Genomic DNA, 21203 nt, shown 5'->3' with positions numbered 1-21203 from the left:
CCGGACGGGCCGACGACGACGGTGGCCGTCGCCCCCGGCCCGTCCGGTCAGGAATCCGGACGGACTACTTCTCGTCCGGGTAGCACGGCTTGTCGCCGCTGAGCAGGCGCAGGTTGAGGTCGGGCAGGGTGAAGGTACCCGCCGTCGTCGCCCAGGCCTTCTGACGCACCTTCGTCAGCGTGGCGGTCTTGGCCCGCTGCGAGAACAGTCCGCCGTCCGCCAGCGTGCCCGAGGCGGGCTTGGTGGCGTGGCTGCCGTCACCGGCCGCTACACCGATGTCGAGGTCGCCCAGAACGGCGTCCGCGTCGAGCTCGGCGACATCGAGGTAGATGTTCTTCGCGACGGCGGCACGGCCCTTGTGGCCCGTCTTGAGCTGCATGGTGATGTTGCCGAGCGGGGTCGCCGTCACCAGCGACTGGCACATGTTGGTGATCTTGGCTTCCTTGAAGCCGGAGATGATCACCGGGTGGTAGGACTTCTTGTCCGACCCCAGGGTCGCGCCCTGAGCCACGCTCCCGTACTGGATCATGTCAGTGCCTTCGAGCGAATCGGCACTGACCTTGAAGTCCTGGCCCGAGACGCTGAAGGACGCCGCGAGGGCACCCTGCGCCAGACCCACACCAACCGCCGCCGTGGCGGCGATGCTCGGCACCATGACGAGCGCGAAGCGCTTCCATCTGGTCCCGCCACGAATCTGGGAAATCATGTTCGTTCCTCCTTCTCGGACGTACATCTCCGGTCCGGGCGGTGCCCGTCCTGGGATGGGAGAAGTGCTACGTCCTCGGGAAGGAGCGCGAGCGGCCGAGCCGCGGCAATGCCGCGTCCGTACACCGGCGTTCACCCCCGAGCGACAACCACTTGGCCACGCGTTCGCGCAACCTGGGGGGACAGGCCCCGCCGTATGACGGAGACCCCCCTGTCCCACGGCCGGTGCCACTGCCACCGGCCGGCCCGGTGGGGACCCTCCACCGCGGCTCCGGATGAGCGGCTCTGCGGGAAGGACCGAGCGTCGCCGATCGTGGTCCATTCACGGCCGGGGCACAAGGGGGTTCGTTACTGGCGGGTAACGGCCAGATAACCCGAGGGAGTCCTGACCATGTCGGGCAGCAACACAGGGTGTCACCATGGGCCACGACAGATCGGGGGAAGAGTGAACACACCGGACAGTTCACGGGGTTCGATTTACTGCGAGTAACAGCGGCCGCGATTACCAAGTTTTGGCAAAGCGCGGCCGCTGTTTATCTCCGTGTCAACAAATCACCGGTGGTGTGCCGGTGCTGTGTCGGTCCTGTGGTGCTAGAAGAGCACCCGTGCGAGCGCCGTGCGCGCCGAGGTGACGAGCGGGTTGTCCGGACCGACCACTTCGAACATCTCCAGCAGCCGGACGCGCACCGCGTCACGGTCCTCACCGAACGTCACCTTCACGGTGTCCACCAGCCGCCCGAAGGCGTCCGCCACGTGGCCGCCGGCCAGATCCAGGTCGGCCGCGGCGATCTGCGCCGCCGGATCCTTCGGGTTCTCGGCCGCCGCGGTGCGCACCGCCTGCGGGTCCATGTCCTTGACCCGGACGAACAGCTCGGCCTGGGCGAGGCCCAGCTTGGCGTCGGAGTTGGCCGGATCGGCCGCCAGTACGCTCTTGTAGGCGCGCACCGCCCCGTCCAGGTCGTCGGCGTCCAGCGCCTCGATCGCCTCGTCGAGCAGCGCGTCGTACGGACCGGCCGGCTCCTCGGCCTCGACCGCACCCGGACCGGCGGCGTCGGCGCCCTCTGCGGCGGGGTCCACTTCGACGCCGATGACCCCGAAACGCTCCTCGGCGATCTGGACCAGCTGGGCCAGGACCCCGCGGACCTCGCCCTCGGACACGAAGTCCTGGAACAGCGGCATCGCCTGGCCGGCGACCACGGCGAAGACCGCCGGGAGGGCCTGGATGCGGAACTCGCGGATCAGGTTCTGGTTGGCGGCGACGTCGAGCGCGGCCAGCGCGAGGCGGCCGTTCGCCTCGATGGTGAGCCGCTCCAGCAGCAGGCTCAGCTCCTGCCCCTGCTCGAAGCCCTCGGCGCGGAAGTCGAGGATGACCGGAACCTCGCCCGAGAGCGGGACGACGTGGCTCTCGAAGCGGGTCTCGTCGGTGTCGAAGACGAGCGCGGACGGCGGAACGGCCCCGGCGGGCGCGGGCGCACCGCCCTGAGCGGCCTTCCGGGCCGCCTCGGCGCGGGCCTGCTCGGCCTTGGCCTTGGCCTCACCGGCCGCCTTCACCGCGGCGAGGTCGACGACGCCGCTCATGGACATGTTTCTGGGCTGCATGCGTACATCCTCCCCCGAGTGCGCGCGCCGACGAAAAAGATCGGCCGAAACGAACCGATCGCGGTACCTGTCATGCTGCGTCTGTCGTGCTGTACCTGTCTTACGGAGGCGCCGGGTCCCCACCTGGCGCCGGTAGCTCTTCGCGTGGTTGTCGCTCTTACGCTACGAGTCGTAGCGTAACTCGCCGGACCCGTCCGCGGGCCGTGATCTGAACCACACGTCCGGGGGGCCGATCGGTCCTGCTACCGGCGGGTATGGTCCTGGCCATGCGCAACCCCAGCTCGGACACCACCTCCCCGCCCGGCCGCACCGGCCGCCCGCGCAGCGCCACGGCGGACGCCGCGATCCTCGCCGCCACCCGGGACGCGCTGGTGGAGCTGGGCTGGTCGAAGCTGACGATGGGGGACGTCTCGGCGCGGGCCGGGGTCGCGAAGACCACCCTCTACCGGCGCTGGGCGGGCAAGAGCGAACTGGTCGTGGACGCCGTCGCGGAGCTCTTCGACTCCCTCGAACTCCCCGACCGGGGCTCGCTCGAAGCCGACATCGAGTACGTGGTGCTCCAGTTCGCGGCGCTGCTGCGGCGCCCGGAGGCCCGTACGGCCCTGATGGCGGTCGTCGCCGAGTCCACCCGGGACGAGGCCCTGCGGGACCGGATCCGGTCGGCGATCGTGGACCGGCAGAAACGTCTCGTCGTACTGGGGCGCGAGCGCGCGCAGGCCCGGGGCGAACTCCCCTACGAGGAGGACGAGTCCCTCGCCTCCCCCACCACGGACCTGATCTTCGACGTGATCGCGGGCACCGTGGTGCACCGGGCGCTGGTGAGCTCCGAGCCGGTGGACGAGCTGTGGGTGGCCGCCTTCACGGCCCTGCTCATGTACGGCCTCCAGGGCTCCGCCGCCGGCCCTTCCGGCCCCGCACCGGCGGCGTGACCACCGCGGGCCTGCCCCCGTCCGACAGGGGCAGGAAGTCCGCGCACCAGGCCGGGGCCGAAGCCGTCAGCGCCTCCGAGCGCGGGTTGTGGCCCGGCCAGGGCCTCGGGCGCCCGGGCCAGTCGGCCCAGCGCAGGCTGTCGGCCTCCTCCGGCGGCAGCAGGCCGCAGGCCACCAGGGCCGCCCGGCCCGCTTCGAGCCCGGCGAGCCGGTAGCCGTACTCCGAGGAGTCCACCTCGTGGACGCGGGCGTCGGTGAGCAGCACCGAGGCCGCCACCCCGTCGAGGCCGCGCTCGATGCCCGCCCGCACGCAGGAGGCGTACACCTCGGGCAGCCGGCGGTCCGCCGGAACGGCGTCCAGGACCTCGCCCCGCCCGTCCCGGCCGGGTGGCTCGAAGTCGGCGGCGATGTACGCGTACGGCCCGCAGTTGGCCTGCATGAGCACGCGGACGGTCACCCCGTACACGGGGACGGGAAGGCGGCGGCCTGTCATGGCCGCCACCTTAGGGCGTGTCCGTCGGGGTCACGGGCGACGGGCCGTCAGAAGCCCGGCGGCTCCGTGTACGTGCCCCACTCGTCCCGCAGCAGGTTGCAGATCTCGCCCATCGTGGCCTCGGCGCGCGCCGCGTCCAGCATCGCCGGGATCATGTTCGACCCGTCGCGGGCGGCGGCCAGCATGGCGTCCAGCGCCGCCGTCACCTTCGCGTCGTCCCGGCGGGACTTGCGCTCCGCGAGCTCGCGGACCTGTACCTTCTCCACCTCGTGGCTGACCCGCAGGATCTCCAGGTCGCCGGTGACCGAGCCGTGGTGGACGTTGACGCCGACGACCCGCTTGTCGCCCTTCTCCACCGAGCGCTGGTACTGGAAGGCCGACTCGGCGATCTCCCCGGTGAACCAGCCGTCCTCGATGCCCCGCAGGATGCCCGAGGTGATCGGGCCGATCGGGTGCTGCCCGTTCGGGTGAGCGTGCAGTCCGCGCTCCTTGATCTGCTCGAAGATCTTCTCGGCTTCGGCCTCGATGCGGTCGGTGAGCTGCTCGACGAACCAGGAGCCGCCCAGCGGGTCGGCCACATTGGCCACGCCCGTCTCCTCCATCAGCACCTGCTGCGTGCGCAGGGCGATCTCGGCGGCCTGCTCGCTCGGCAGCGCGAGGGTCTCGTCGAGGGCGTTGGTGTGCAGGGAGTTGGTGCCGCCGAGGACGGCCGCGAGGGCCTCCACGGCGGTGCGCACGACGTTGTTGTAGGGCTGCTGGGCGGTGAGGGAGACCCCGGCCGTCTGGGTGTGGAAGCGCAGCCACATCGTCTTCTCGGACTTCGCCCCGTACACCTCCTTCATCCAGCGGGCCCAGATGCGGCGGGCGGCGCGGAACTTGGCGATCTCCTCGAAGAAGTCGAGGTGCGCGTCGAAGAAGAAGGAGAGGCCGGAGGCGAAGTGGTCGACGTCCAGGCCGCGGGAGAGGCCGAGTTCGACGTAGCCGAAGCCGTCGGCGAGGGTGTACGCGAGCTCCTGCGCGGCCGTGGCTCCGGCCTCGCGGATGTGGTAGCCGGAAACGGAGAGCGGCTTGTAGGCGGGGATGCCGTTCGCGCAGTACTCCATGAGGTCGCCGATGAGGCGCAGGTGCGGCTCGGGTTCGAAGAGCCACTCCTTCTGGGCGATGTACTCCTTGAAGATGTCGGTCTGGAGCGTCCCGTTCAGGACGGCCGGGTCGACGCCCTGCCGTTCGGCGGCCACCAGGTACATGCAGAAGGCCGGGATGGCGGGGCCGCTGATCGTCATGGAGGTGGTGACGTCGCCGAGCGGGATGTCCTTGAAGAGGATCTCCATGTCGGCGGCGGAGTCGATCGCCACTCCGCAGTGGCCGACCTCGCCCAGGGCGCGGGGGTCGTCGGAGTCGCGGCCCATCAGGGTGGGCATGTCGAAGGCGACGGAGAGCCCGCCGCCGCCGGCGGCCAGGATCATCTTGTAGCGCTCGTTGGTCTGCTCGGCGTTGCCGAAGCCGGCGAACTGCCGGATGGTCCAGGTCCGCCCCCGGTAGCCGGTGGCGTGCAGGCCGCGGGTGTACGGGTACTCCCCCGGCCAGCCGATGCGCTCGAAGCCCTCGTACGAGTCGCCGGGCCGGGGTCCGTAGACGGGATCGACGGGATCGCCGGAGAGCGTGGTGAAATCGGCCTCGCGCGTGCGGGCCTTGTCGTACCGGGCCTGCCAGCGACGGCGGCCTTCCTCAATGGCGTCAGCGTCCATACCTCTGAATTTACTAGGACGTCCTAGTAAATGTCGATGGCAAACCCCCGGGGACTCGCCCCGGGGGTCGGTGGATCACCGCAGGTGGATCACCTGGGGGCCATGAGGTCAGGCGCGGGCGGTGGCCGGATCGCCGACGACGAGGGGCTCGACCTCGGCACGGACCTTGCGCTCGACGAAGAACGCGGCGAGCGGGATGGTGCCGGAGAGCAGGACCCACAGGAGCTTGCCGAACGGCCACTTGGCCTTGGAGCCCAGGTCGAAGGCGAACACCAGGTAGATCATGAACAGCACACCGTGCGCCTGCGAGACCGCGAAGGTCAGGTCGGCGCCGGTGTCGAAGCCGTACTTCGCCACCATGCAGGCACAGAGGATGAGGAGCATGACCGCGGTCACGTAGGCCATGACGCGGTAGCGGGTCAGCACGCTTCGTTTCATGCCGTCGAGCCTAGCCGTCCGGTTTGCACGATCTTGACGGGGGCCGGGTCACCGGGGGCCGGGAGAGGGGGCGGGAGACGTGCCGGGAGACGGGCCGGCCCGCTCCGGGCCGCGGAGCGCGGGCCGGGACCAGGGCGCGTCGACGGCGCCGGACTCCGGGCACAGGCCCAGCTCGCGGAGCTGGTTGACGGCCGACATGGCGGTGAACAGCGTGCTCGGGTTCGCTCCGCCGACGTCCGCGCCGGCCATCGCCCGGGCGTAGCGGGCGGCGAACCCGCTCGGGACGACCCGCCCCCCGGCCAGTCCGAGTGACGCCTCCCCCAGGGCCGCGGCCTGCGCCAGCAGCCCGTCCAGGTGGGACACCGCTCCGGCGCCGCGGCGCACGGCGAAGGTGTGGCCGTCGGTGAGGAGCGCCGCCTCCCCCGCCTCGACGAGGACGGCCGCGGAGCCCAGCACGCTCTGGATCTTGAGCTGGTCCGCGTCGGCCATGGCGCCGCAGGGCCCGTTGTCCTCGTCGGACAGGTGCAGGACACCCGGATCCCGCAGGTGCACGACCACGTGCCCGGCACAGTGCCCCTGGCTGCGCAGCACGCGGACCGCGCCGTCGGCGAAGGTCCAGCCGGTGAACCGGAGCGGGCCGATCCGGATCTGCTCCGGCGGCCGCTCCTCGTAGGTCCGGGTGGTCTCGCCGAAGGGCCGCATCGGCTGGAAGAGCGCGACCACCCGGGCCGCGGTCCCGGCGGGGTCGGCCAGCGCCGCCGGTCCGGCGACCCGCTCGAAGGCCCGTACCCAGTAGGCGACCGGATCCCGCATCTGGGGCACGTCGGGGGCGGGTACCCAGTGCTCGGCCGGTACGCCCAGGGCGTCGGCCAGGTCGTTGTTGCCGACGTGGTCGAGGTGGCCGTGCGTGGTCAGCACCAGCGCCCGCGACCAGGGCCCGACCCGGTCGGCCGCTTCGAGCAGCGCCGTCCGGAAGGCCTCCGTGACACCGGTGTCGACGAGCACCAGGGTGTCTGCGACCCGGTGCACCAGGGCGTTGGCCACGTCCGGCTGCCCGCGGCCGAGGTCCAGGTCCTGCCCGAGGACCAGGACGGTCCGGTCGTCGATGTCGATCAGGTCACCGAGCGCGGTCATCGGCCCTCCGTGGTCCGGTCCGGACCCACCCCTGCCGAGCGTACGCCGACGGCGGGGCGGGCGCCGTCGGAGCGGGCGCGGGGGCCGGCCTCGGCCGCCGCCCGCGTCAGGCGGCGGTCGGTCAGGCGGCGGTCAGTGCTCCTCGAAGTCGGCCGCGGCCACCCGGAGCGGGCGCAGGAGCGCGAAGATCTCCCCGCACTCCTCGGCGTCGTAGGCACCCAGCCCGAAGTCGATCTCCATCAGCGCCTTCGTGGCCGCCTCGACCACCTCACGGCCCTTGTCCGTGATCGACGCGAGCGTGCCGCGCCCGTCGTTCGGGTTCGGGCGCCGGGCGACGAGCCCGGACCTCACCAGCCGGTCCACCGTGTTCGTCACCGAGGTCGGGTGCACCATCAGGCGCTCGCCGATCTTCGACATCGGCAGTTCCCCGGCCTTGGAGAAGGTCAGCAGCACCAGCGCCTCGTAGCGCGCGAAGGTCAGACCGTACGGCTTGACGACCGCGTCGACCTCGCCGAGCAGGATCTGGTGCGCCCGCATGATCGAGGTGATCGCGGCCATCGAGGGCACCGGACCCCAGCGCTGCTGCCAGAGTTCGTCGGCGCGGGCGATCGGGTCGAAGGCAAGGCTGAGCGGCTTGGGCACGCATCAGACCCTACCGGGCGGTCATTTGGCGGCGGGATCCGTCTCACGCCTCGGCCCGTCCGTCCGCCGCACCTCCGCGAGCAGCAGCAGGACGGCCCCGGTCCCCAGCACCGCGGCCGACGCGACCACCACGTGGACGGGCAGGAACTCCGCCGCGACCCCGGCGAGCGCCATGCCCACGCCCTGAAGGGTCATCAGCCCCGTGCTGAGCAGGGTCATCGCCCGGCCGCGCAGCTCCTCGGGCACGGCCTCGACGTACCACTGGTCGAGCCCCAGGGTGTACGCGTGGGCCAGCCCGGCCAGGACGAGCGTGCCCAGCAGGAGCGGCAGCCCGGGCCGGACGGCGTACGCGAGCAGCGGCAGCAGCGACACGGCCGCGAGCGGGGCCGTGATCCGCGAACGCGTTCGGGCGGTGAGCGCCGAGCCCGCCCACACCTCCCCCGCGATGGCTCCGGCGGGCATCGCGCACATCAGCAGCCCGAGCCCGGCGGTGGAGATGCCGAGGCCGGTGGCGTACGGGGTCAGCAGCGCCTCGGGCACGACCACGAACAGCGGCGGCAGCCAGGACAGCAGGGTCAGCGCCCGCAGCCGGCGGTGGCCCAGCACGGCGCGCAGCCCGGCGAGCGGCGAGACCCGCGCACCGGCGCCCGCGGACCGGGCGGGCCGGGCCCGGGTGCCCAGCCGCAGCAGGACCGCGGAGCCGAGGAAACCGGCTGCGGTGAGCAGGATGGCCCCGCGCGGGGCCAGCACGGTGAGCAGCAGCCCGCCGAGCCCGAAGCCGATGAGCTGGGCGCTCTGCGCCACCATGCGCAGCAGCGAGCGGCCCAGGACGTACGCCTCGCCCGCGCCGAGGACATCGGCGAGGGAGGCGCTGCGGGCTCCCTGGAACAGCGGCGCGACGAAGGCCATCGCGCAGCGCAGCACGAGGAGCAGCGCGACCGGGGTGCCCGGCGCGGCCATCGCCGCCGCGCAGGCCGCGCAGACGAGGTCGCAGCCGACGAGCACGCGGCGGGCGGGGAGCCGGTCGGCCAGCGGCGCGAGGAGGGTGCCGCCGAGGGCGTAGGGGAGGAAGCCGAGGGCGAAGGTGAGCGCGCTCATCAGGGGGGAGCCGGTGGCCCGGTAGACGAGGACGGTGAGGGAGATCTCGGCGATGACGACGCCGAGCACGGACAGCAGGTGCGCGGCGAAGACCGGCCGGAACTCCCCGAACCGAAAAACGGCCCGGTACCCACCGGGCGGCCGCTCGGGCGGCCCGGGGACGGGCTGCGGCTGCGGCTGCGGCCCGGGGACGGGATGCGGCTGCGGCCCGGGGACGGGATGTGGCCTGGGGACGGGATGCGGTTCGGCGGTGGGATGCGGCTCGGTGGCGGGTGCGCCCTGGTTGGCGGTGGTCATACGGTGCACCGTGGCGGCGCCTAGGCTGGGGTACCAGAGATTCGCCCCCACCCGAATCACCCGCCTCCGGCCTGGCAGCCGGCGAGGTCAGCCGCACACCCGCCCCGCTCTCACCGCCCGCCCCGACCTCGCCACCCTCCGCCGCCGCCCGGAAGCCCGTCACCCCGCCCTGCCGAGCACCGCCCGCCAGCCCACCGCCCACCCGCCTGGCCCCGTCCGGCGACCGCCCCGCCGCCCACCCGCCGGTCGCCGCCCGGCAGCCCGCCGCCCGGCAGCCCCTCACCCGGCCCGCCGGGCCCCGCCCGGCAGCCCGCAGCCCGCCGTCAGCCCCACCCGTCCCACCCCCGGAGGGACCCGTGCCGTTCCACTTTCGCTTCGGCCCCGCCGACCTGCTGCGCTGCCGGTTCTCGCTCTCGCCCCGCTGGGAGACCCAGGAGGCGGTACGGGTCCTGCTGGACCGGCGCCGGCACGCCTACCACCTGCCCTGGCTCCGCGGGATCCGCTCGGCGGCCGAAGGGCTGGACCTGCGGCCGCTGTGGCTGCTGATGCCGCGCACGGGACACAATCCGGACTTTCTCAGCCCGCCGCCGACGGGCCCGTCGGTCACCTTCGAGGAGGAGCTCGCGCGGGTCCGGGCCGCCGATCCGCAGGAGGCGCGGGAGGACCTGCGGCGTTCCCTGGTCTGCACCCCGGGCGCCCTGGAGAGCCCGGCCGGGCAGCGGATGCTGGCGGATCCGGAGCGGGCGGTCCAGGAACTGGCCGACCTCTACGAGCAGGCCTGGCGCGCGCTGGTCGCCCCGCACTGGCCCCGGCTGCGCGCCCTGCTGGAGGCGGACGTCCTGTTCCACTCCCGGCGGCTGGCCGCGGGCGGGCTGGAGGCGCTCTTCGACGGCCTCCACCCGGATCTGACCTGGTCGGGGAACACCCTCAGCATCGCCCGCCCGGGCCACCACGACCGCTCCCTCGACGGCCAGGGGCTCCTCCTCATGCCGAGCGCCTTCGTCTGGCCGGAGGTGGTGGGCGGCTACGACCCGCCCTGGCAGCCGACCCTGGTGTACCCGGCCCGCGGCATCGGCGCCCTCTGGACGGCCCCCGCGGGCCCGGCCCCCCAGGCCCTGGCCCGCCTCCTGGGCCGCGCCCGCGCCGATGTCCTGTGCGCCCTCGGCGACCCGGCCTCGACCACCGCCCTGGCCCACCGCCTGTCCCTGGCCCCTTCCACGGTCTCCGCCCACCTCAAGACCCTCCAGGAATCCGGCCTCCTCATCTCCACCCGCCACGGCCACCAGATCCTGTACGAACGCACCCCGCTGGCCATCGCCCTGACGGGCGGCTCCACCGAATCCGGCGCCGATTCCAGCCCTTCCGGCGTTTGAGGAGCGGGGGTCCGGGGGCGGAGCCCCAGAGGCAGCCCGGGGAACGGGCGAAGGGCGGGGAGGGGACGGCACCCCCACCCGGCCGCACCCGGCGGTGTCGCACCCCACCCCAACTGCCCGTTATGTCACGATGACCCGGCCCTCAGCCGCACCCTCAGCCGCGCCCGCACCCTCAGCCGCGCCCGCAGCCAAAGCCGCCGCCCACCCCTTCGCCCCGAGGAAGCCGGATGCCAGCCCGCAGCCCCCGCAGCCGCCCCGCCACCCTCCTCACCGCGGCCAGAGCCGCAGCCCTGACCCTGGCCCTCACGGCGGCAGCCGCCTGCACCCCCGCCCCCACCGCCCGGCCGGAATCCGCACCGCCCCACCACCCGGCAGGGATCGGCCTCGTCGACGAGTCCCCGTTCTGGGTGGATCCGCAGAGCGACGCCGCCCGCCAGGTCGCCGCCTGGGAGGCGCAGGGCCGCAACAGCGACGCCCAGGTGCTGCGCCGCATCGCCGACCGGCCGATGGCCCTGTGGGGCCCGGCCGGCGACCCCGGCCCGGAGATCCGCCGGGCCGGGGGGAGCGCCCGTACGGCCGGCCGCACGCTGGTCCTCGTCGCGTACAACATCCCGTTCCGGGACTGCGGGCAGCACTCGGCGGGCGGCGCCCGGGACGCCGCGGCCTACCGGAGCTGGATCGGCGCCTTCGCCGACAACATCGCCGACACGAAGGCCCTGGTGGTCCTGGAGCCGGACGCGGTCGCGCACCTGGTGGACGGCTGCACCCGGGCCGGCCACCGCGAGGAGCGGCTGCGGCTGCTCTCGGAGGCCGTCGACCGGCTCAAGCGCAACAAGAACACCAAGGTCTACCTGGACGCAGGCAACCCGGCCTGGATCCCGGACCCGGAGAAGCTGGTCGCTCCCCTCTACAAGGCCGGCCTCGACCACGCCGACGGCTTCTCCCTCAACGTCTCCAACTTCCAGCCCAGCGCGGCCGGCCGGGAGTACGGCGCCGCCCTGTCCAAGGCCACCAAGGGCAAGCACTTCGTCATCGACACCAGCCGCAACGGCGACGGCCCCCTCCAGGGCGACCCCGGCCAGGCCTGGTGCAATCCGCCGGGCCGGGCCCTGGGCACACCGCCGACCGACGCCACGCGGGACCCCCTCGTGGACGCGTACCTCTGGGTCAAGCGCCCCGGCGAATCGGACGGCACCTGCCGCGGCGGCCCCCCGGCGGGCACCTGGTGGCCGGACTACGCCCTGGGCCTGGCCCGCCGCTCCACGGACTAGCCGGGCGGGCCCGACAGGATCCGGACGAGCCGGCCTAGTGCCGTGACCGGAAAGGTTTGCCGGGTCGCGGTGTCCGGTGCGGTGCATCGCAAGGCGGAGGATCACGCCTCGTACTGGACGTACCGGCGTGGTCCGACAACGCGGCGAGGCGCCGTGCCGGGCGCCGCGACCCGGTAGACCTTTCCGGTCACGGCACTAGCTCAGCCACCCGTCCCGCGAGGCCGCCGACGGCGGTGACACCGGCGGCTCGGGGGCCGGAGCCGGCCGTACCCGGACCCACTTGGCCACCGACGGGGTGCCGTCCGCGTCCGTCACGAACAGCATGTACCAGCCGGGCGGCACCAGCGTCGGGTCGGCCGGTACGGCGACCGTCACCGTGTCGGCCGTCTTCTCCAGCCCGAGCTCGATCGAGCGCTGCTCCACGTCGGTGGTGTGCGTGACCGCGCTCGGCCGCATCAGCCGGGCCCGCTGGATCCGTTCCGCCCGCGGTGCCCGGAAGGTGGCGCGGCCGCCGGGCCCGAGCTCCTGCGGCCCCTCCCCCAGGACGGGCCGCAGCGCCGGGTCCCGGTGCAGGTACGGCGGGCTGTACACCTCCAGCCGGTGTTCGAACCTGCCCAGCCGGGTGTTGTCCTTGTCGGCGAAGAGCGGGTCGGAGCCGAAGGTCGCCACCCGCCCGTCGGGCAGCAGCAGCGCCTCGGAGTGGTAGTTGCGCCCGACCGTCGGGGACGCGGCGGCCACGAAGGTGTCGGTGCGCGGGTAATAGAACTGCGCCTTGCGGATGTCGCTGGCGCCGCGGCCCCGGTAGTCGGCGGAGCCGCCCGTGGTGAAGACGGAGTCGTCGGGCAGCAGCACGCTGCTGAGGTAGCGCACCCCCTGCGGCAGCCGGGCCGTCGACCGGAAGACCGGCACCTCCGCCTTGAGGTCGACGATCGCGGTGCGGTCCGTGGAGAGCCGGGACTCGCCGACCCCGCCGCCGCCGAGCACCATCACCTTCTGGTCCTGGGCCGGCGGGAGCAGGACGGACGAGGAGGTCTCCAGCTGGTCGGGGTCGGCCAGTCCGCCGACCTTCCGGTACTGGTTCGTCGCCAGGTCCCACACGCCGGGCTCGCGCCCCTTGCCCTTGGGCCCGTAGCCCGCGTTGGAGCCGGTGTAGAGCAGTTTGCCGCCCTGGGTGAGGAAGAGGGCGGGGTAGGTCGGGAAGTAGCGGAAGGGGCCCTTGGACCACTTCTTCGCCTTCGGGTCGTAGTACTCGTTGTCGCCGGGGACCACGTCTCCCACGTCGTTGAGCCCGGACACCGCGAGGACCCGCCCGTCCTGGAGGCCCACCAGGGTCGGGTACCAGCGGGCGTCCTTCATCGGGTCGACCGGTACGTACTTCTCCGCCAGCGGGTCGAACTCGTAGGCGGACTTGATGCCCTGGAAGTCCTGCTTGTCGGCGCTGAGCCGCTCCGCGAGCCCGTAGACGTTGTGGGCGTCCTTGCCGGTGAGTCCGGCCACCGTGTACTGGGCGGCCTGGGTCGTCAGTCCCGCGGCGCCCTCCCGGGCCGCCTCGACGAAGACGCGCGCCTCCGCGGCGACCACCTTCGTCTTCCACGGCATCATCTGCCCGCCGCGCCCGTGGGTGATCTCGAACCGCCGGGTGGCCCTGGGGACGGTGACGGCGAACTTCGACACGTACTCGACCCCGGACGGGGACCGGAAGACGGTGCCCTTCGCCAGCGTGACCGCCTTGTCGGGGCTCTCGTTCTTGACCCGCATGCCGCCGCCGGCCCGGGTGACCTTCCCGCCGAGCACCTCGTAGCGCGCGGTCCCGCCCGCCACCAGGAGCTGCCCGTCGGGCAGTTGGCTGTGGCCCGAGCAGAAGAAGTCCTCCGGGGTCGGGATCTTCTTGAAGCTGTCGTCCCCGGGGTCCCACAGGACGGTGGAGAAGGTGCCCCTGTCGAAGTTGCGCTGGTCGTTGCCGGAACCGGCGATCAGCAGCACCTTGCCGGTGCGCAGCAGCGCCGCGTGCATGGCGTTGATCCGGTGCTCCTCGGGGAGGCCGATCAGCCCCCACGAGCCGTACTGGACGCGGTAGCTGGACTGCCCGATCTTGTACCAGTGGTAGCGGTCCCCGGCGAAGGAGAGCGCGGCGGGTGCGTTGAGCGCGAGCAGCAGGGCGGCGGCCCCGGTGCCCAGGGCCGTCTTCTTGAACTGCTTCGAAGGCCGGTACGGCATGGCTCAGTTCCCTCCCGAGGTCGTCGCGAACGCCTGCTCCGGCTCCCCGCCCGGTTCGGTGTCCCCGCCGGGCGCGGCCCGGGCCGTCCGGGCGCGCAGCTCCGTGACGGCCCACAGGGCCGGCGGGGCGAGGGTGACGGCCAGGGCGAGCACCGCCCAGACGCGCATGGCCGCGTGGGTGTGCTCGTAGCGCACGGAGGCGGCGAGGGAGAGCAGGAGGACGGCGGCCCAGCAGAGGTGGATGCGGAAGGTCGCGGGCCGGTCGGGGCTGGCGGTGCCGCCCTTGGGGGTGACGACGAAGCGGCCCCGGGTGCGCAGGACCGCCGAGCCGAGCGACATCAGGTAGACGGGTGCGCAGACGGCGGACATGGCCATGCCGGCGAGGCCGCCGGAGCCCTCCGGCTCGTGGGGCGAGACGTTGTGGCGGCGGTTCCACAGGTAGAGGCCGACCTGGAGGGCGGCGGCGTCGGTGTAGAGCATCAGCCAGACCTCGGAGGAGACCTGGGTGCCGGAGGCCCCGAACCACAGGAACAGCACGCAGCTGAGGACGCCCAGCAGCCAGTTGACGGCCGTCATCGGGTAGTAGACGAGCATCAGGGTGTAGTTGAGGCAACGGCCGGGGGGCATCCGGAAGCAGCCGCGCCAGTACTGGCGCAGGAGGGTCTCGTACGTCCCCCTCGACCAGCGCAGCTGCTGCGTGAAGAAGTCGGTCCAGGTGCTCGGCCCCTCCCCCACGGCCAGTACGTCGGGGGTGTAGACGGACCGCCAGAACCGGCCGGTGCCGGGGTTCCTGCTGCGGTGCAGCTCGAAGCCGGTGGCCATGTCCTCGGTGAGGGAGTCGTAGAGCCCGCCGACCTGGCGCAGGGCGCTGATCCGGACGGCGTTGTTGGTGCCGACGAACATGGGGGCGCCGTAGCGGTTTCCGGCGCGCTGGATCAGCGCGTGGAAGAGGTACTGCTGCGACTCGGCGGCCTTGGTGACCGAGGAGGTGTAGTTGCCGTAGACCTGCGGGCCGACGACGAAGGCGATGTCGGGGTCGCGGAAGAAGCCGAGCATCCGCTCCAGGTACTCCGGGAGCGGCACGTGGTCGGTGTCCACGGAGGCGAAGTAGTCGTAGTCCCCGCCGTACCGGGCCAGCCAGGCGTTGTAGTTGCCGTGCTTGGTCCTGGCCCGGTGCGCCCCCTTCGCCGTGTTCCACTCGGGGACGCCCTTGCGGGTGAAGTGGCGCACGCCGAGCGCCGCGCACAGCTCCTTGGCGCCGGGGTCGTCGCCCTCGTCGAGCAGCCAGACGTCGAGCGGCCCGTCGTGGCGGACGGCCACGGCCCCGCGCAGGGTGGCGGCCGCCATGGAGAGGGGTTCCTTGCCGGGGACGTAGGTGGTGAGGAAGGCGACGCGGGTGCCGGGTTCGGCGGGTACCGGGACGGGGTCGCGGGCGGCCATCGTGGCGTGGGCGATGGAGACCACGTTGACCACCATGAACAGCATGATCAGGGCGACGGATCCGAGCATCACGGCGTCGAGCCCGACGAGCCAGCCCGCGCCGCCCTCGCGGACCGTGCGGTGCGTGGGCCAGACGAGGTAGAGCATCAGCCCGGCGGCGGCGACGGGGGCGAGCGTCATGAGCGCGACGGCCCGTATTCGGGTCCGGAGGTCCTCGCGCGCGAGCAGGGAGCGGTACTGCACCCGGTAGGCGACGGCGGGATCCGGCTCCTCACAGGGGCCGGCCAGCCGGCTGTGGGTCTCGTAGTCGAAGGCTTCCTGCCGCACGGTTCCTCCAGTGCTCGAAACCGAGGTACGTATCCCCACGAAAGGGGAGATGCCTCGGCCTGTCGAACTGGATGCACCCGACCGGGCGGTTCCGATCCGTGTCCTCGCGAGCAGGGCCGAACGGGTCGCCGGGAGCCGACGGGCCGGCGGACCGGGAGCGGTCCCTCAGCCGGCCCGGCCTCCCAGCAGGATCCCGCGTCCGGCGTAGAAGCGGTCCAGCTCGGCCCAGGGGACGGGCGCGTACCGCTGGGAGCCGTCCGGGAAGCCGGAGGGATTGTGCACCAGCACGGCCTCCTCGGTGGCCCCGACGGCGAGCACCAGGTGACCGCCCCGGGACTCCGGTGCGGCGCCCGGGGTGCGGATCGACCAGTGGACCGACAGCATCGCCAGCCCGCCCCGGGCGAGCACGTCCCGGACGCTCCCGTGGTCCAGCACGGGCACCGACCGGGCGTCCAGACCCCACCGGGCGTTCACGTACGCGGCGAACGGCTGGTAGATCAGCCCCTGCACGGAGTCCCCGTCCCGGACGTACGCCCCGGCCGCGGAAAGCTCCTTCACCAGCTCCACCGACCCCGGCACCGGGAGCCCCAGACTGCCCAGCGCCATCCGCAGACAGGCCACCCCGCACATCCGCGGCGCCCAGAAGGCGTACTCCCGCGGGGAGTCCGCACCGGACCCGGCCCACAAGGGATCCCGCTCCGCGTCGGCTCCCGCGACGAACTCGGGCACCATCGCGGCGGACTCCCACTGGGAGTAGTACGGAACGGCATGCTTGATCACGGAGACGCTCATGCCTCCGCAGTCTGCCAGGTATGACAGGGGCGTAATACGCGTCATACACTGGAGCCGTGGCCAAGACCAGGATCAGCATCAGCCTTGAGCAGGAGCAGGCCGAGCGCATCAGGCGGCACGCCGAGCACGCGGGCCTGGACGTCTCCGCGTACCTCGTGCACGCCGCGACGCGCCAGATGGCCGAGACGGAGGCCATAGAGGCACAGTTCGCGGACGTGGACGCCTTGATCGCGGCCGCCGAAGAAGAAGCGGAAGCCGAAGCGGCGAACGCACCGCGGGCGGACGCGGCCGTCCCGGACCTGACCGAGCAGGAGCGGCGGGAGGTCGAAGCCGCCCTCGGACTCGTCTACGGGGCGGATCGACCCGGTGCGCGTCCCGGAAAAGCGGCGTGAGCGCGGGGAGGGTCCCCGTCTACGACACCGGGATGCTCATCGCTCTCGCCGACCGCAAGGCCAAAGCGGTCCACCTGCACGAAGCCCTGAAGCAGACCCCGCACCGGGCCCTGGTCCTCGGGCCGGTACTGGCGCAGGTGTGGCGCCCCCACCCGGCGCTGGTCCATGCCCTGGCCACGACGCTCAGGGACTGCACGGTGCCACAGGCCCGGACCTCGCCCCCGCCGATGCGCGAGGCCGGGGCGGGCCGTCCGGAGTGCATCGCCTGCGCGACGGGCTTCGACCTGGCGGACTGGCGGCGCGTCGGCACCACCCTGGGGATGGCGGCGCTCCCGCCGAAGAAACGGCCGGACGCGGTGGACGCCGCCGTGGCCCTGGCCGCCGCGAAGCACGGTAGTGCGGTGATCTTCACCAGCGACCCCGAGGACATCACCGCGTACCTGTCGGTGCTCGATCCGCCGGACGTGCACGTCCACGCCGTGTGAGCCGACGGGTCGTGCGATCCGGTCGGCCCCCGGCGAGGTGTCGACCCCCGGCGAGGTGTCAGCCCCCGGCGAGGTGGCGTTCCACCGTTTCCATCTTCGAGGTCATGCCGTCCGTGACGCCGGGGCGGATGTCGGCCTTGAGGATGAAGGAGACCCGGGGGGCGCGCGCTTCCACGGCGGCCACCGCGCGCTTGACCACGTCCATCACCTCGTCCCACTCGCCCTCGATGGTGGTGAACATGGCGTCCGTGTGGTTCGGCAGACCCGACGCGCGGACGACGCGGACCGCGTCGGCCACGTACTCGCCGACCTCTTCGCCGACGCCCAGCGGGGTCACCGAGAACGCGATCATCATGCGCGGGCCGCCTCACGGGCGCGGGCGGCGAGCACGCCGGCCGACTCGTCCCGCTTGAGCACGCGGTCGCCGTAGAGCCCGCCGAAAGGGATCAGCGCCAGCAGGAAGAACAGGGCGACCTTCTTCAGGGGCCACTTCGCCTTGAACCAGACGTCCAGCAGGAAGACGCCGTAGATGACGAACAGGATCCCGTGGACGATGCCGAGCGGCATCATCAGGTAGTCGATGTCCGAGATCCGGCTCAGCACCGAGCCGAAGAGCAGCAGCGCCGGGAACGAGAGCGCCTCCGGTACGGAGATGAGGCGCAGCCGGTGCAGGGCGGAAGCGGTCTTGATGTCCACGTGGAACCTTCGGGGTGGATGCCGGGGGTCCGTCCCAGTGTCTCAGCCGCCCCGGGCGATCTTGGCGCCGGGCCCGCGCTCCCGGCGCACCGGGGCGGACCGGGCCGGACCGTGCCGAACCGTGACGGATATCGGCCAACGGGCTCTGTTCGGTGCCGCCCGCTGCGGATAACGTCTTCCCGTGGCTCAGTTCCGACTCCAAGGCAGCAAGGTGCTCGCCGTCGACCTGACCGGGGACGCCGTGAAAGCGAAGAACGGCGCCATGGTCGCGTACGACGGCCAGATGGCCTTCAAGAAGATGACCGGCGGCGGCGAAGGCCTCCGCGGAATGGTGACCCGGCGGCTCACCGGCGAGCAGATGACCGTGATGGAAGTGCAGGGTCACGGCACCTGCTTCTTCGCCGACCGGGCGAGTGAGATCAATCTGGTCAATCTGCGCGGCGAGAAGCTGTACGTCGAGTCCAGCAACCTGCTGTGCACCGATGCCGGCCTGCGCACCGGCACCACCTTCACCGGCCTGCGCGGTGCGACGACGGGCAACGGCCTGTTCACCACCACCGTCGAGGGCAGCGGGCAGGCGGCGATCATGTCCGACGGCCCGGCGGTGGTGCTGCGGGTCAGCTCGCAGTACCCGCTCTCCGTCGACCCGGGGGCGTACATCGCGCACACCGGGAACCTCCAGCAGTCCTTCCAGTCCGGTGTGAACTTCCGCACGCTGATCGGCGAGGGCTCCGGCGAGGCGTTCCAGATCCGCTTCGAGGGCGAGGGCCTGGTGTACGTGCAGCCCAGCGAGCGCAACACCATCGGGGGCGACGTCTGATGCCGTTCCGCGAGATCAACTCGAAGATGGTCGAGGCCCAGGTCGTACCGGGCCAGAAGATGTACAGCCAGCGCGGCGCGATGCTCGCCTACCGCGGCGAGGTCTCCTTCACCCCGAGCCTGACCGGCGGCCAGGGCGGGGTGATGGGCATGATCGGGCGCCGCGTGGCGAACGAGCAGACCCCGCTGATGGAGGTCGAGGGCAGCGGCACCGTGATGTTCGGCCACGGCGGCCACCACATCCAGGTGATCAGCCTGACCGGCGAGACGCTCTACGTGGAGGCCGACCGGCTGCTCGCCTTCGACGGCAGCCTCCAGCAGGGCACGATGTTCATGGGCGCGCAGGGCGGGGTCATGGGCATGGTGCGCGGCCAGGTGACCGGCCAGGGCCTGTTCACCACCACCCTCAAGGGCCACGGCTCGGTGGCCGTGATGGCCCACGGCGGGGTGATCGAGCTGCCGATCACCCCGAACCGCCCGATCCACGTGGACCCGCAGGCCTACGTCGCCCACCACGGCGAGGTGCGCAACAAGCTGTCCACTGCGCTGGGCTGGCGCGACATGGTCGGGCGCGGCTCGGGCGAGGCGTTCCAGCTGGAGCTGTCGGGTCAGGGCGCGGTGTACGTACAGGCCTCGGAGGAGAAGCTGTGAACTTTGGTCCCGTGACCGGCGGACCGGGAGGTCCGACCGTCTTCGACCCGTACACCCTGCCGTCGGACGACAACGTCAACGCCTACACCTTCTGCGTGGAGCTCAAGGGGAGCCAGTGGTTCCTGCAGAAGGGCAAGATGATCGCCTACTACGGGCGCATCGAGTTCAACGGCATCGGCCACGGCCGCTTCGACCGGCTGCTGCGCACCAGCTTCCATTCGCCGCTGCACGCGAGCGACTGGGTGGTGGCCGAGGGCCAGGGCAAGATGCTGCTGGCCGACCGGGCCTTCGACGTGAACTCGTACGACCTGGACAACGGCAACCTGACCATCCGGTCGGGCAACCTGCTCGCCTACCAGCCCTCGCTGGCGCTCAAGCAGTCGATCGTGCCGGGCTTCCTCACCCTGATCGGGACGGGGAAGTTCGTGGCGGCCTCCAGCGGTCCGGTGGTGTTCATGGAGCCGCCGCTGCGGGTGGACCCGCAGGCGCTGGTGGGGTGGGCGGACTGCCCCTCCCCGTGCCACCACTACGACCACGGGTACATGTCGGGCGTGATCGGCGGCCTGCGCTCGCTGACGGGCATCGGGGGCTCCTCGGGCGAGGAGCACCAGTTCGAGTTCGTGGGGGCGGGTACCGTGCTCCTCCAGTCCTCGGAGATGCTGATGCCGGACAAGGCGATCGGGGCGGTGGGCCCGGGAGCGGCCACGGGCAACGCTCAGGGCGTGCCCGGACAGGCGCAGGGTCCGCTGGGGCAGATGGGAGTGCCGCGGATGCCGGGGCAGCTGGGTGATCTCCAGAGGCGCTTCGGGCTGTGACGCCGAGACGGTAGGAAAGCCGGGACCGTAGGTAAGCCGAGACTGTAGGAAAGCTCTCACTCCGCCGTATTTTTGTACGCAATTCAACTTCTTAGGTAGAGTTCTCTCATGGAGACCATCGAGACCGAGACGGCCACCCCCTGGCTGAGCGACGCCGAGCAGTGCGCCTGGCGCACCCACCTGGACGTCAGCAGACTGCTGTCGCACCAGCTGGAAAAGGACCTCCAGCCGTTCGGGCTCACCAACAACGACTACGAGATCCTCGTGAACCTCTCCGAATCCGATGAACACCGGATGCGGATGAGCGATCTCGCCACGTCGACGCTGCAGTCCAAGAGCCGGCTCTCCCACCAGATCACCCGCATGGAATCGGCGGGCCTCGTGCGCCGCGTGAACTGCGAGTCCGACCGCCGCGGGCTCTACGCCGTCCTCACGCCCGAGGGCATGGAGACGATGCGCAGGGTCGCCCCGCACCACGTGGCGTCCGTCCGCCGGCACTTCATCGACCTGCTCCCGCCGGACGCCCTCGCAGCGCTGCGCGCCGCGCTCGGACCGGTCGCCGAGCACCTGCGCGCGGGCCGCGGCAAGGCCTGAGGCGCCGGCAAGGCTTGAGGCCCCGGCGGGTCACCGGTCCGGGCCCCGGTCCGGGCCCCGGACCGGGCCCCGAGCGGCGGTCCCCGGCCGCAGGCCGGAGAATGGGCGGTAACGCTCGCTCGCCGGCCGCCGCCGAGCAACCGTAAGCGCCATGGCCGGCCTGAGGAGGTCACGCCATGAAGCGCACCCTGTACGTCTCGTCGGCCGCGGCCGCCGCGGTCCTGCTGGTCGCAGGACCGGTGGCGGCC

At 72.3% G+C, this 21203-nt stretch carries 22 protein-coding genes; 9 read left to right on the top strand and 13 right to left on the bottom strand.

The features are described 5' to 3' along the window. Nucleotides 1-64: 64 nt before the first annotated feature. Both ACFWNV_RS28680 and ACFWNV_RS28675 read right to left on the bottom strand, forming a co-directional pair. Nucleotides 65-706 (bottom strand): DUF6230 family protein, encoded by a 642-nt coding sequence (locus ACFWNV_RS28680; protein WP_383952612.1) that lies wholly within the window; start codon nt 704-706, stop codon nt 65-67. Between the two features lie 590 nt (nt 707-1296). Beyond that, nucleotides 1297-2304, bottom strand: a complete 1008-nt coding sequence (locus ACFWNV_RS28675; protein ID WP_383952610.1) for a tetratricopeptide repeat protein — start codon at nt 2302-2304, stop codon at nt 1297-1299. 266 nt (nt 2305-2570) lie between these two features. Here ACFWNV_RS28675 and ACFWNV_RS28670 point away from each other — a divergent pair, with 266 nt between their 5' ends. Next, a complete protein-coding gene (locus ACFWNV_RS28670) occupies nt 2571-3233 on the top strand; it encodes a TetR/AcrR family transcriptional regulator (RefSeq protein WP_383952608.1) in 663 nt (220 codons plus the stop codon). Here the strand turns inward: ACFWNV_RS28670 and ACFWNV_RS28665 are convergent. The 6 genes from ACFWNV_RS28665 to ACFWNV_RS28640 form a co-directional block, all read right to left on the bottom strand. Then, complete coding sequence (locus ACFWNV_RS28665; protein WP_383952605.1) at nt 3175-3726, bottom strand: hypothetical protein; 552 nt, start codon at nt 3724-3726, stop codon at nt 3175-3177. The genes ACFWNV_RS28670 and ACFWNV_RS28665 overlap by 59 nt on opposite strands. A 47-nt stretch (nt 3727-3773) precedes the next feature. Next, the gene (locus tag ACFWNV_RS28660; RefSeq protein ID WP_383952603.1) at nt 3774-5474 is read right to left on the bottom strand and encodes a methylmalonyl-CoA mutase; all 1701 of its coding nucleotides are present in this window, start codon (nt 5472-5474) and stop codon (nt 3774-3776) included. A gap of 108 nt (nt 5475-5582) precedes the next feature. After that, the gene (locus tag ACFWNV_RS28655; protein ID WP_383952601.1) at nt 5583-5912 is read right to left on the bottom strand and encodes a DUF3817 domain-containing protein; all 330 of its coding nucleotides are present in this window, start codon (nt 5910-5912) and stop codon (nt 5583-5585) included. Nucleotides 5913-5960: 48 nt separating this feature from the next. Further along, nucleotides 5961-7046, bottom strand: coding sequence for an MBL fold metallo-hydrolase (locus tag ACFWNV_RS28650; protein WP_383952599.1), 1086 nt, complete (start codon nt 7044-7046; stop codon nt 5961-5963). Nucleotides 7047-7178: 132 nt separating this feature from the next. Continuing rightward, on the bottom strand, nt 7179-7688 hold the full coding sequence (locus ACFWNV_RS28645) for a MarR family winged helix-turn-helix transcriptional regulator (RefSeq protein ID WP_383952597.1): 510 nt from the start codon (nt 7686-7688) through the stop codon (nt 7179-7181). A 21-nt stretch (nt 7689-7709) separates the two neighbouring features. Beyond that, entirely contained in the window at nt 7710-9083 is a 1374-nt protein-coding gene (locus ACFWNV_RS28640; RefSeq protein ID WP_383952595.1) for an MFS transporter, read from the bottom strand. A 356-nt stretch (nt 9084-9439) separates the two neighbouring features. Between ACFWNV_RS28640 and ACFWNV_RS28635 the strand changes: the two genes are divergently transcribed. After that, a complete protein-coding gene (locus ACFWNV_RS28635; RefSeq protein ID WP_383952593.1) occupies nt 9440-10456 on the top strand; it encodes a DUF5937 family protein in 1017 nt (338 codons plus the stop codon). 227 nt (nt 10457-10683) lie between these two features. Continuing rightward, nucleotides 10684-11727 (top strand): glycoside hydrolase family 6 protein, encoded by a 1044-nt coding sequence (locus tag ACFWNV_RS28630; protein WP_383952591.1) that lies wholly within the window; start codon nt 10684-10686, stop codon nt 11725-11727. A gap of 195 nt (nt 11728-11922) precedes the next feature. On the opposite strand, the gene ACFWNV_RS28625 is transcribed toward ACFWNV_RS28630, so the two are convergent. The 3 genes from ACFWNV_RS28625 to ACFWNV_RS28615 form a co-directional block, all read right to left on the bottom strand. Then, entirely contained in the window at nt 11923-13944 is a 2022-nt protein-coding gene (locus ACFWNV_RS28625) for a galactose oxidase-like domain-containing protein (protein ID WP_383952589.1), read from the bottom strand. Nucleotides 13945-13947: 3 nt separating this feature from the next. Beyond that, nucleotides 13948-15711: a glycosyltransferase family 2 protein gene (locus tag ACFWNV_RS28620; RefSeq protein ID WP_383952587.1), complete on the bottom strand. Its 1764-nt coding sequence runs from the start codon at nt 15709-15711 to the stop codon at nt 13948-13950. 165 nt (nt 15712-15876) lie between these two features. Next, nucleotides 15877-16503 (bottom strand): C39 family peptidase, encoded by a 627-nt coding sequence (locus tag ACFWNV_RS28615; RefSeq protein WP_383952585.1) that lies wholly within the window; start codon nt 16501-16503, stop codon nt 15877-15879. Nucleotides 16504-16559: 56 nt separating this feature from the next. On the opposite strand from ACFWNV_RS28615, the gene ACFWNV_RS28610 reads away from it, so the two are divergent. Both ACFWNV_RS28610 and ACFWNV_RS28605 read left to right on the top strand, forming a co-directional pair. Beyond that, nucleotides 16560-16895, top strand: coding sequence for a hypothetical protein (locus ACFWNV_RS28610; RefSeq protein ID WP_383952583.1), 336 nt, complete (start codon nt 16560-16562; stop codon nt 16893-16895). Further along, nucleotides 16892-17380: a hypothetical protein gene (locus tag ACFWNV_RS28605; protein WP_383952581.1), complete on the top strand. Its 489-nt coding sequence runs from the start codon at nt 16892-16894 to the stop codon at nt 17378-17380. Before ACFWNV_RS28610 ends, ACFWNV_RS28605 begins: the two co-directional genes overlap by 4 nt. Before the next feature lie 58 nt (nt 17381-17438). Here ACFWNV_RS28605 and ACFWNV_RS28600 read toward each other — a convergent pair whose 3' ends face one another. Beyond that, nucleotides 17439-17735, bottom strand: a complete 297-nt coding sequence (locus ACFWNV_RS28600) for an MTH1187 family thiamine-binding protein (RefSeq protein ID WP_383952579.1) — start codon at nt 17733-17735, stop codon at nt 17439-17441. Then, entirely contained in the window at nt 17732-18076 is a 345-nt protein-coding gene (locus tag ACFWNV_RS28595; protein ID WP_383952577.1) for a DUF3817 domain-containing protein, read from the bottom strand. The genes ACFWNV_RS28600 and ACFWNV_RS28595 overlap by 4 nt, the downstream gene beginning before the upstream one ends. 181 nt (nt 18077-18257) lie before the next feature. Here ACFWNV_RS28595 and ACFWNV_RS28590 point away from each other — a divergent pair, with 181 nt between their 5' ends. From ACFWNV_RS28590 to ACFWNV_RS28575, 4 genes are all read left to right on the top strand, one after another. Further along, the gene (locus ACFWNV_RS28590; protein ID WP_383952575.1) at nt 18258-18896 is read left to right on the top strand and encodes an AIM24 family protein; all 639 of its coding nucleotides are present in this window, start codon (nt 18258-18260) and stop codon (nt 18894-18896) included. Then, the gene (locus ACFWNV_RS28585; protein WP_383952573.1) at nt 18896-19546 is read left to right on the top strand and encodes an AIM24 family protein; all 651 of its coding nucleotides are present in this window, start codon (nt 18896-18898) and stop codon (nt 19544-19546) included. Before ACFWNV_RS28590 ends, ACFWNV_RS28585 begins: the two co-directional genes overlap by 1 nt. Beyond that, nucleotides 19543-20361 (top strand): AIM24 family protein, encoded by an 819-nt coding sequence (locus ACFWNV_RS28580; RefSeq protein ID WP_383952571.1) that lies wholly within the window; start codon nt 19543-19545, stop codon nt 20359-20361. Before ACFWNV_RS28585 ends, ACFWNV_RS28580 begins: the two co-directional genes overlap by 4 nt. Nucleotides 20362-20478: 117 nt before the next feature. Continuing rightward, a complete protein-coding gene (locus ACFWNV_RS28575; RefSeq protein ID WP_383952628.1) occupies nt 20479-20955 on the top strand; it encodes a MarR family winged helix-turn-helix transcriptional regulator in 477 nt (158 codons plus the stop codon). Nucleotides 20956-21203: the final 248 nt, after the last annotated feature.

It is taken from the genome of Streptomyces sp. NPDC058401 (assembly GCF_042722885.1).
Lineage (GTDB): Bacteria > Actinomycetota > Actinomycetes > Streptomycetales > Streptomycetaceae > Streptomyces.
This window is presented reverse-complemented; position numbering and strand designations above follow the sequence as displayed.

Excerpts from the sequence above, each read along its gene's own strand:
- ACFWNV_RS28650 (WP_383952599.1), bottom strand. The coding sequence starts at position 7,046 with ATGACCGCGCTCGGTGACCTGATCGACATCGACGACCGGACCGTCCTG.
- ACFWNV_RS28640 (WP_383952595.1), bottom strand. The coding sequence starts at position 9,083 with ATGACCACCGCCAACCAGGGCGCACCCGCCACCGAGCCGCATCCCACC.
- ACFWNV_RS28655 (WP_383952601.1), bottom strand. The coding sequence starts at position 5,912 with ATGAAACGAAGCGTGCTGACCCGCTACCGCGTCATGGCCTACGTGACC.
- ACFWNV_RS28625 (WP_383952589.1), bottom strand. The coding sequence starts at position 13,944 with ATGCCGTACCGGCCTTCGAAGCAGTTCAAGAAGACGGCCCTGGGCACC.
- ACFWNV_RS28665 (WP_383952605.1), bottom strand. The coding sequence starts at position 3,726 with ATGACAGGCCGCCGCCTTCCCGTCCCCGTGTACGGGGTGACCGTCCGC.
- ACFWNV_RS28675 (WP_383952610.1), bottom strand. The coding sequence starts at position 2,304 with ATGCAGCCCAGAAACATGTCCATGAGCGGCGTCGTCGACCTCGCCGCG.
- ACFWNV_RS28585 (WP_383952573.1), top strand. The coding sequence starts at position 18,896 with ATGCCGTTCCGCGAGATCAACTCGAAGATGGTCGAGGCCCAGGTCGTA.
- ACFWNV_RS28660 (WP_383952603.1), bottom strand. The coding sequence starts at position 5,474 with ATGGACGCTGACGCCATTGAGGAAGGCCGCCGTCGCTGGCAGGCCCGG.
- ACFWNV_RS28680 (WP_383952612.1), bottom strand. The coding sequence starts at position 706 with ATGATTTCCCAGATTCGTGGCGGGACCAGATGGAAGCGCTTCGCGCTC.
- ACFWNV_RS28615 (WP_383952585.1), bottom strand. The coding sequence starts at position 16,503 with ATGAGCGTCTCCGTGATCAAGCATGCCGTTCCGTACTACTCCCAGTGG.
- ACFWNV_RS28600 (WP_383952579.1), bottom strand. The coding sequence starts at position 17,735 with ATGATGATCGCGTTCTCGGTGACCCCGCTGGGCGTCGGCGAAGAGGTC.
- ACFWNV_RS28630 (WP_383952591.1), top strand. The coding sequence starts at position 10,684 with ATGCCAGCCCGCAGCCCCCGCAGCCGCCCCGCCACCCTCCTCACCGCG.
- ACFWNV_RS28670 (WP_383952608.1), top strand. The coding sequence starts at position 2,571 with ATGCGCAACCCCAGCTCGGACACCACCTCCCCGCCCGGCCGCACCGGC.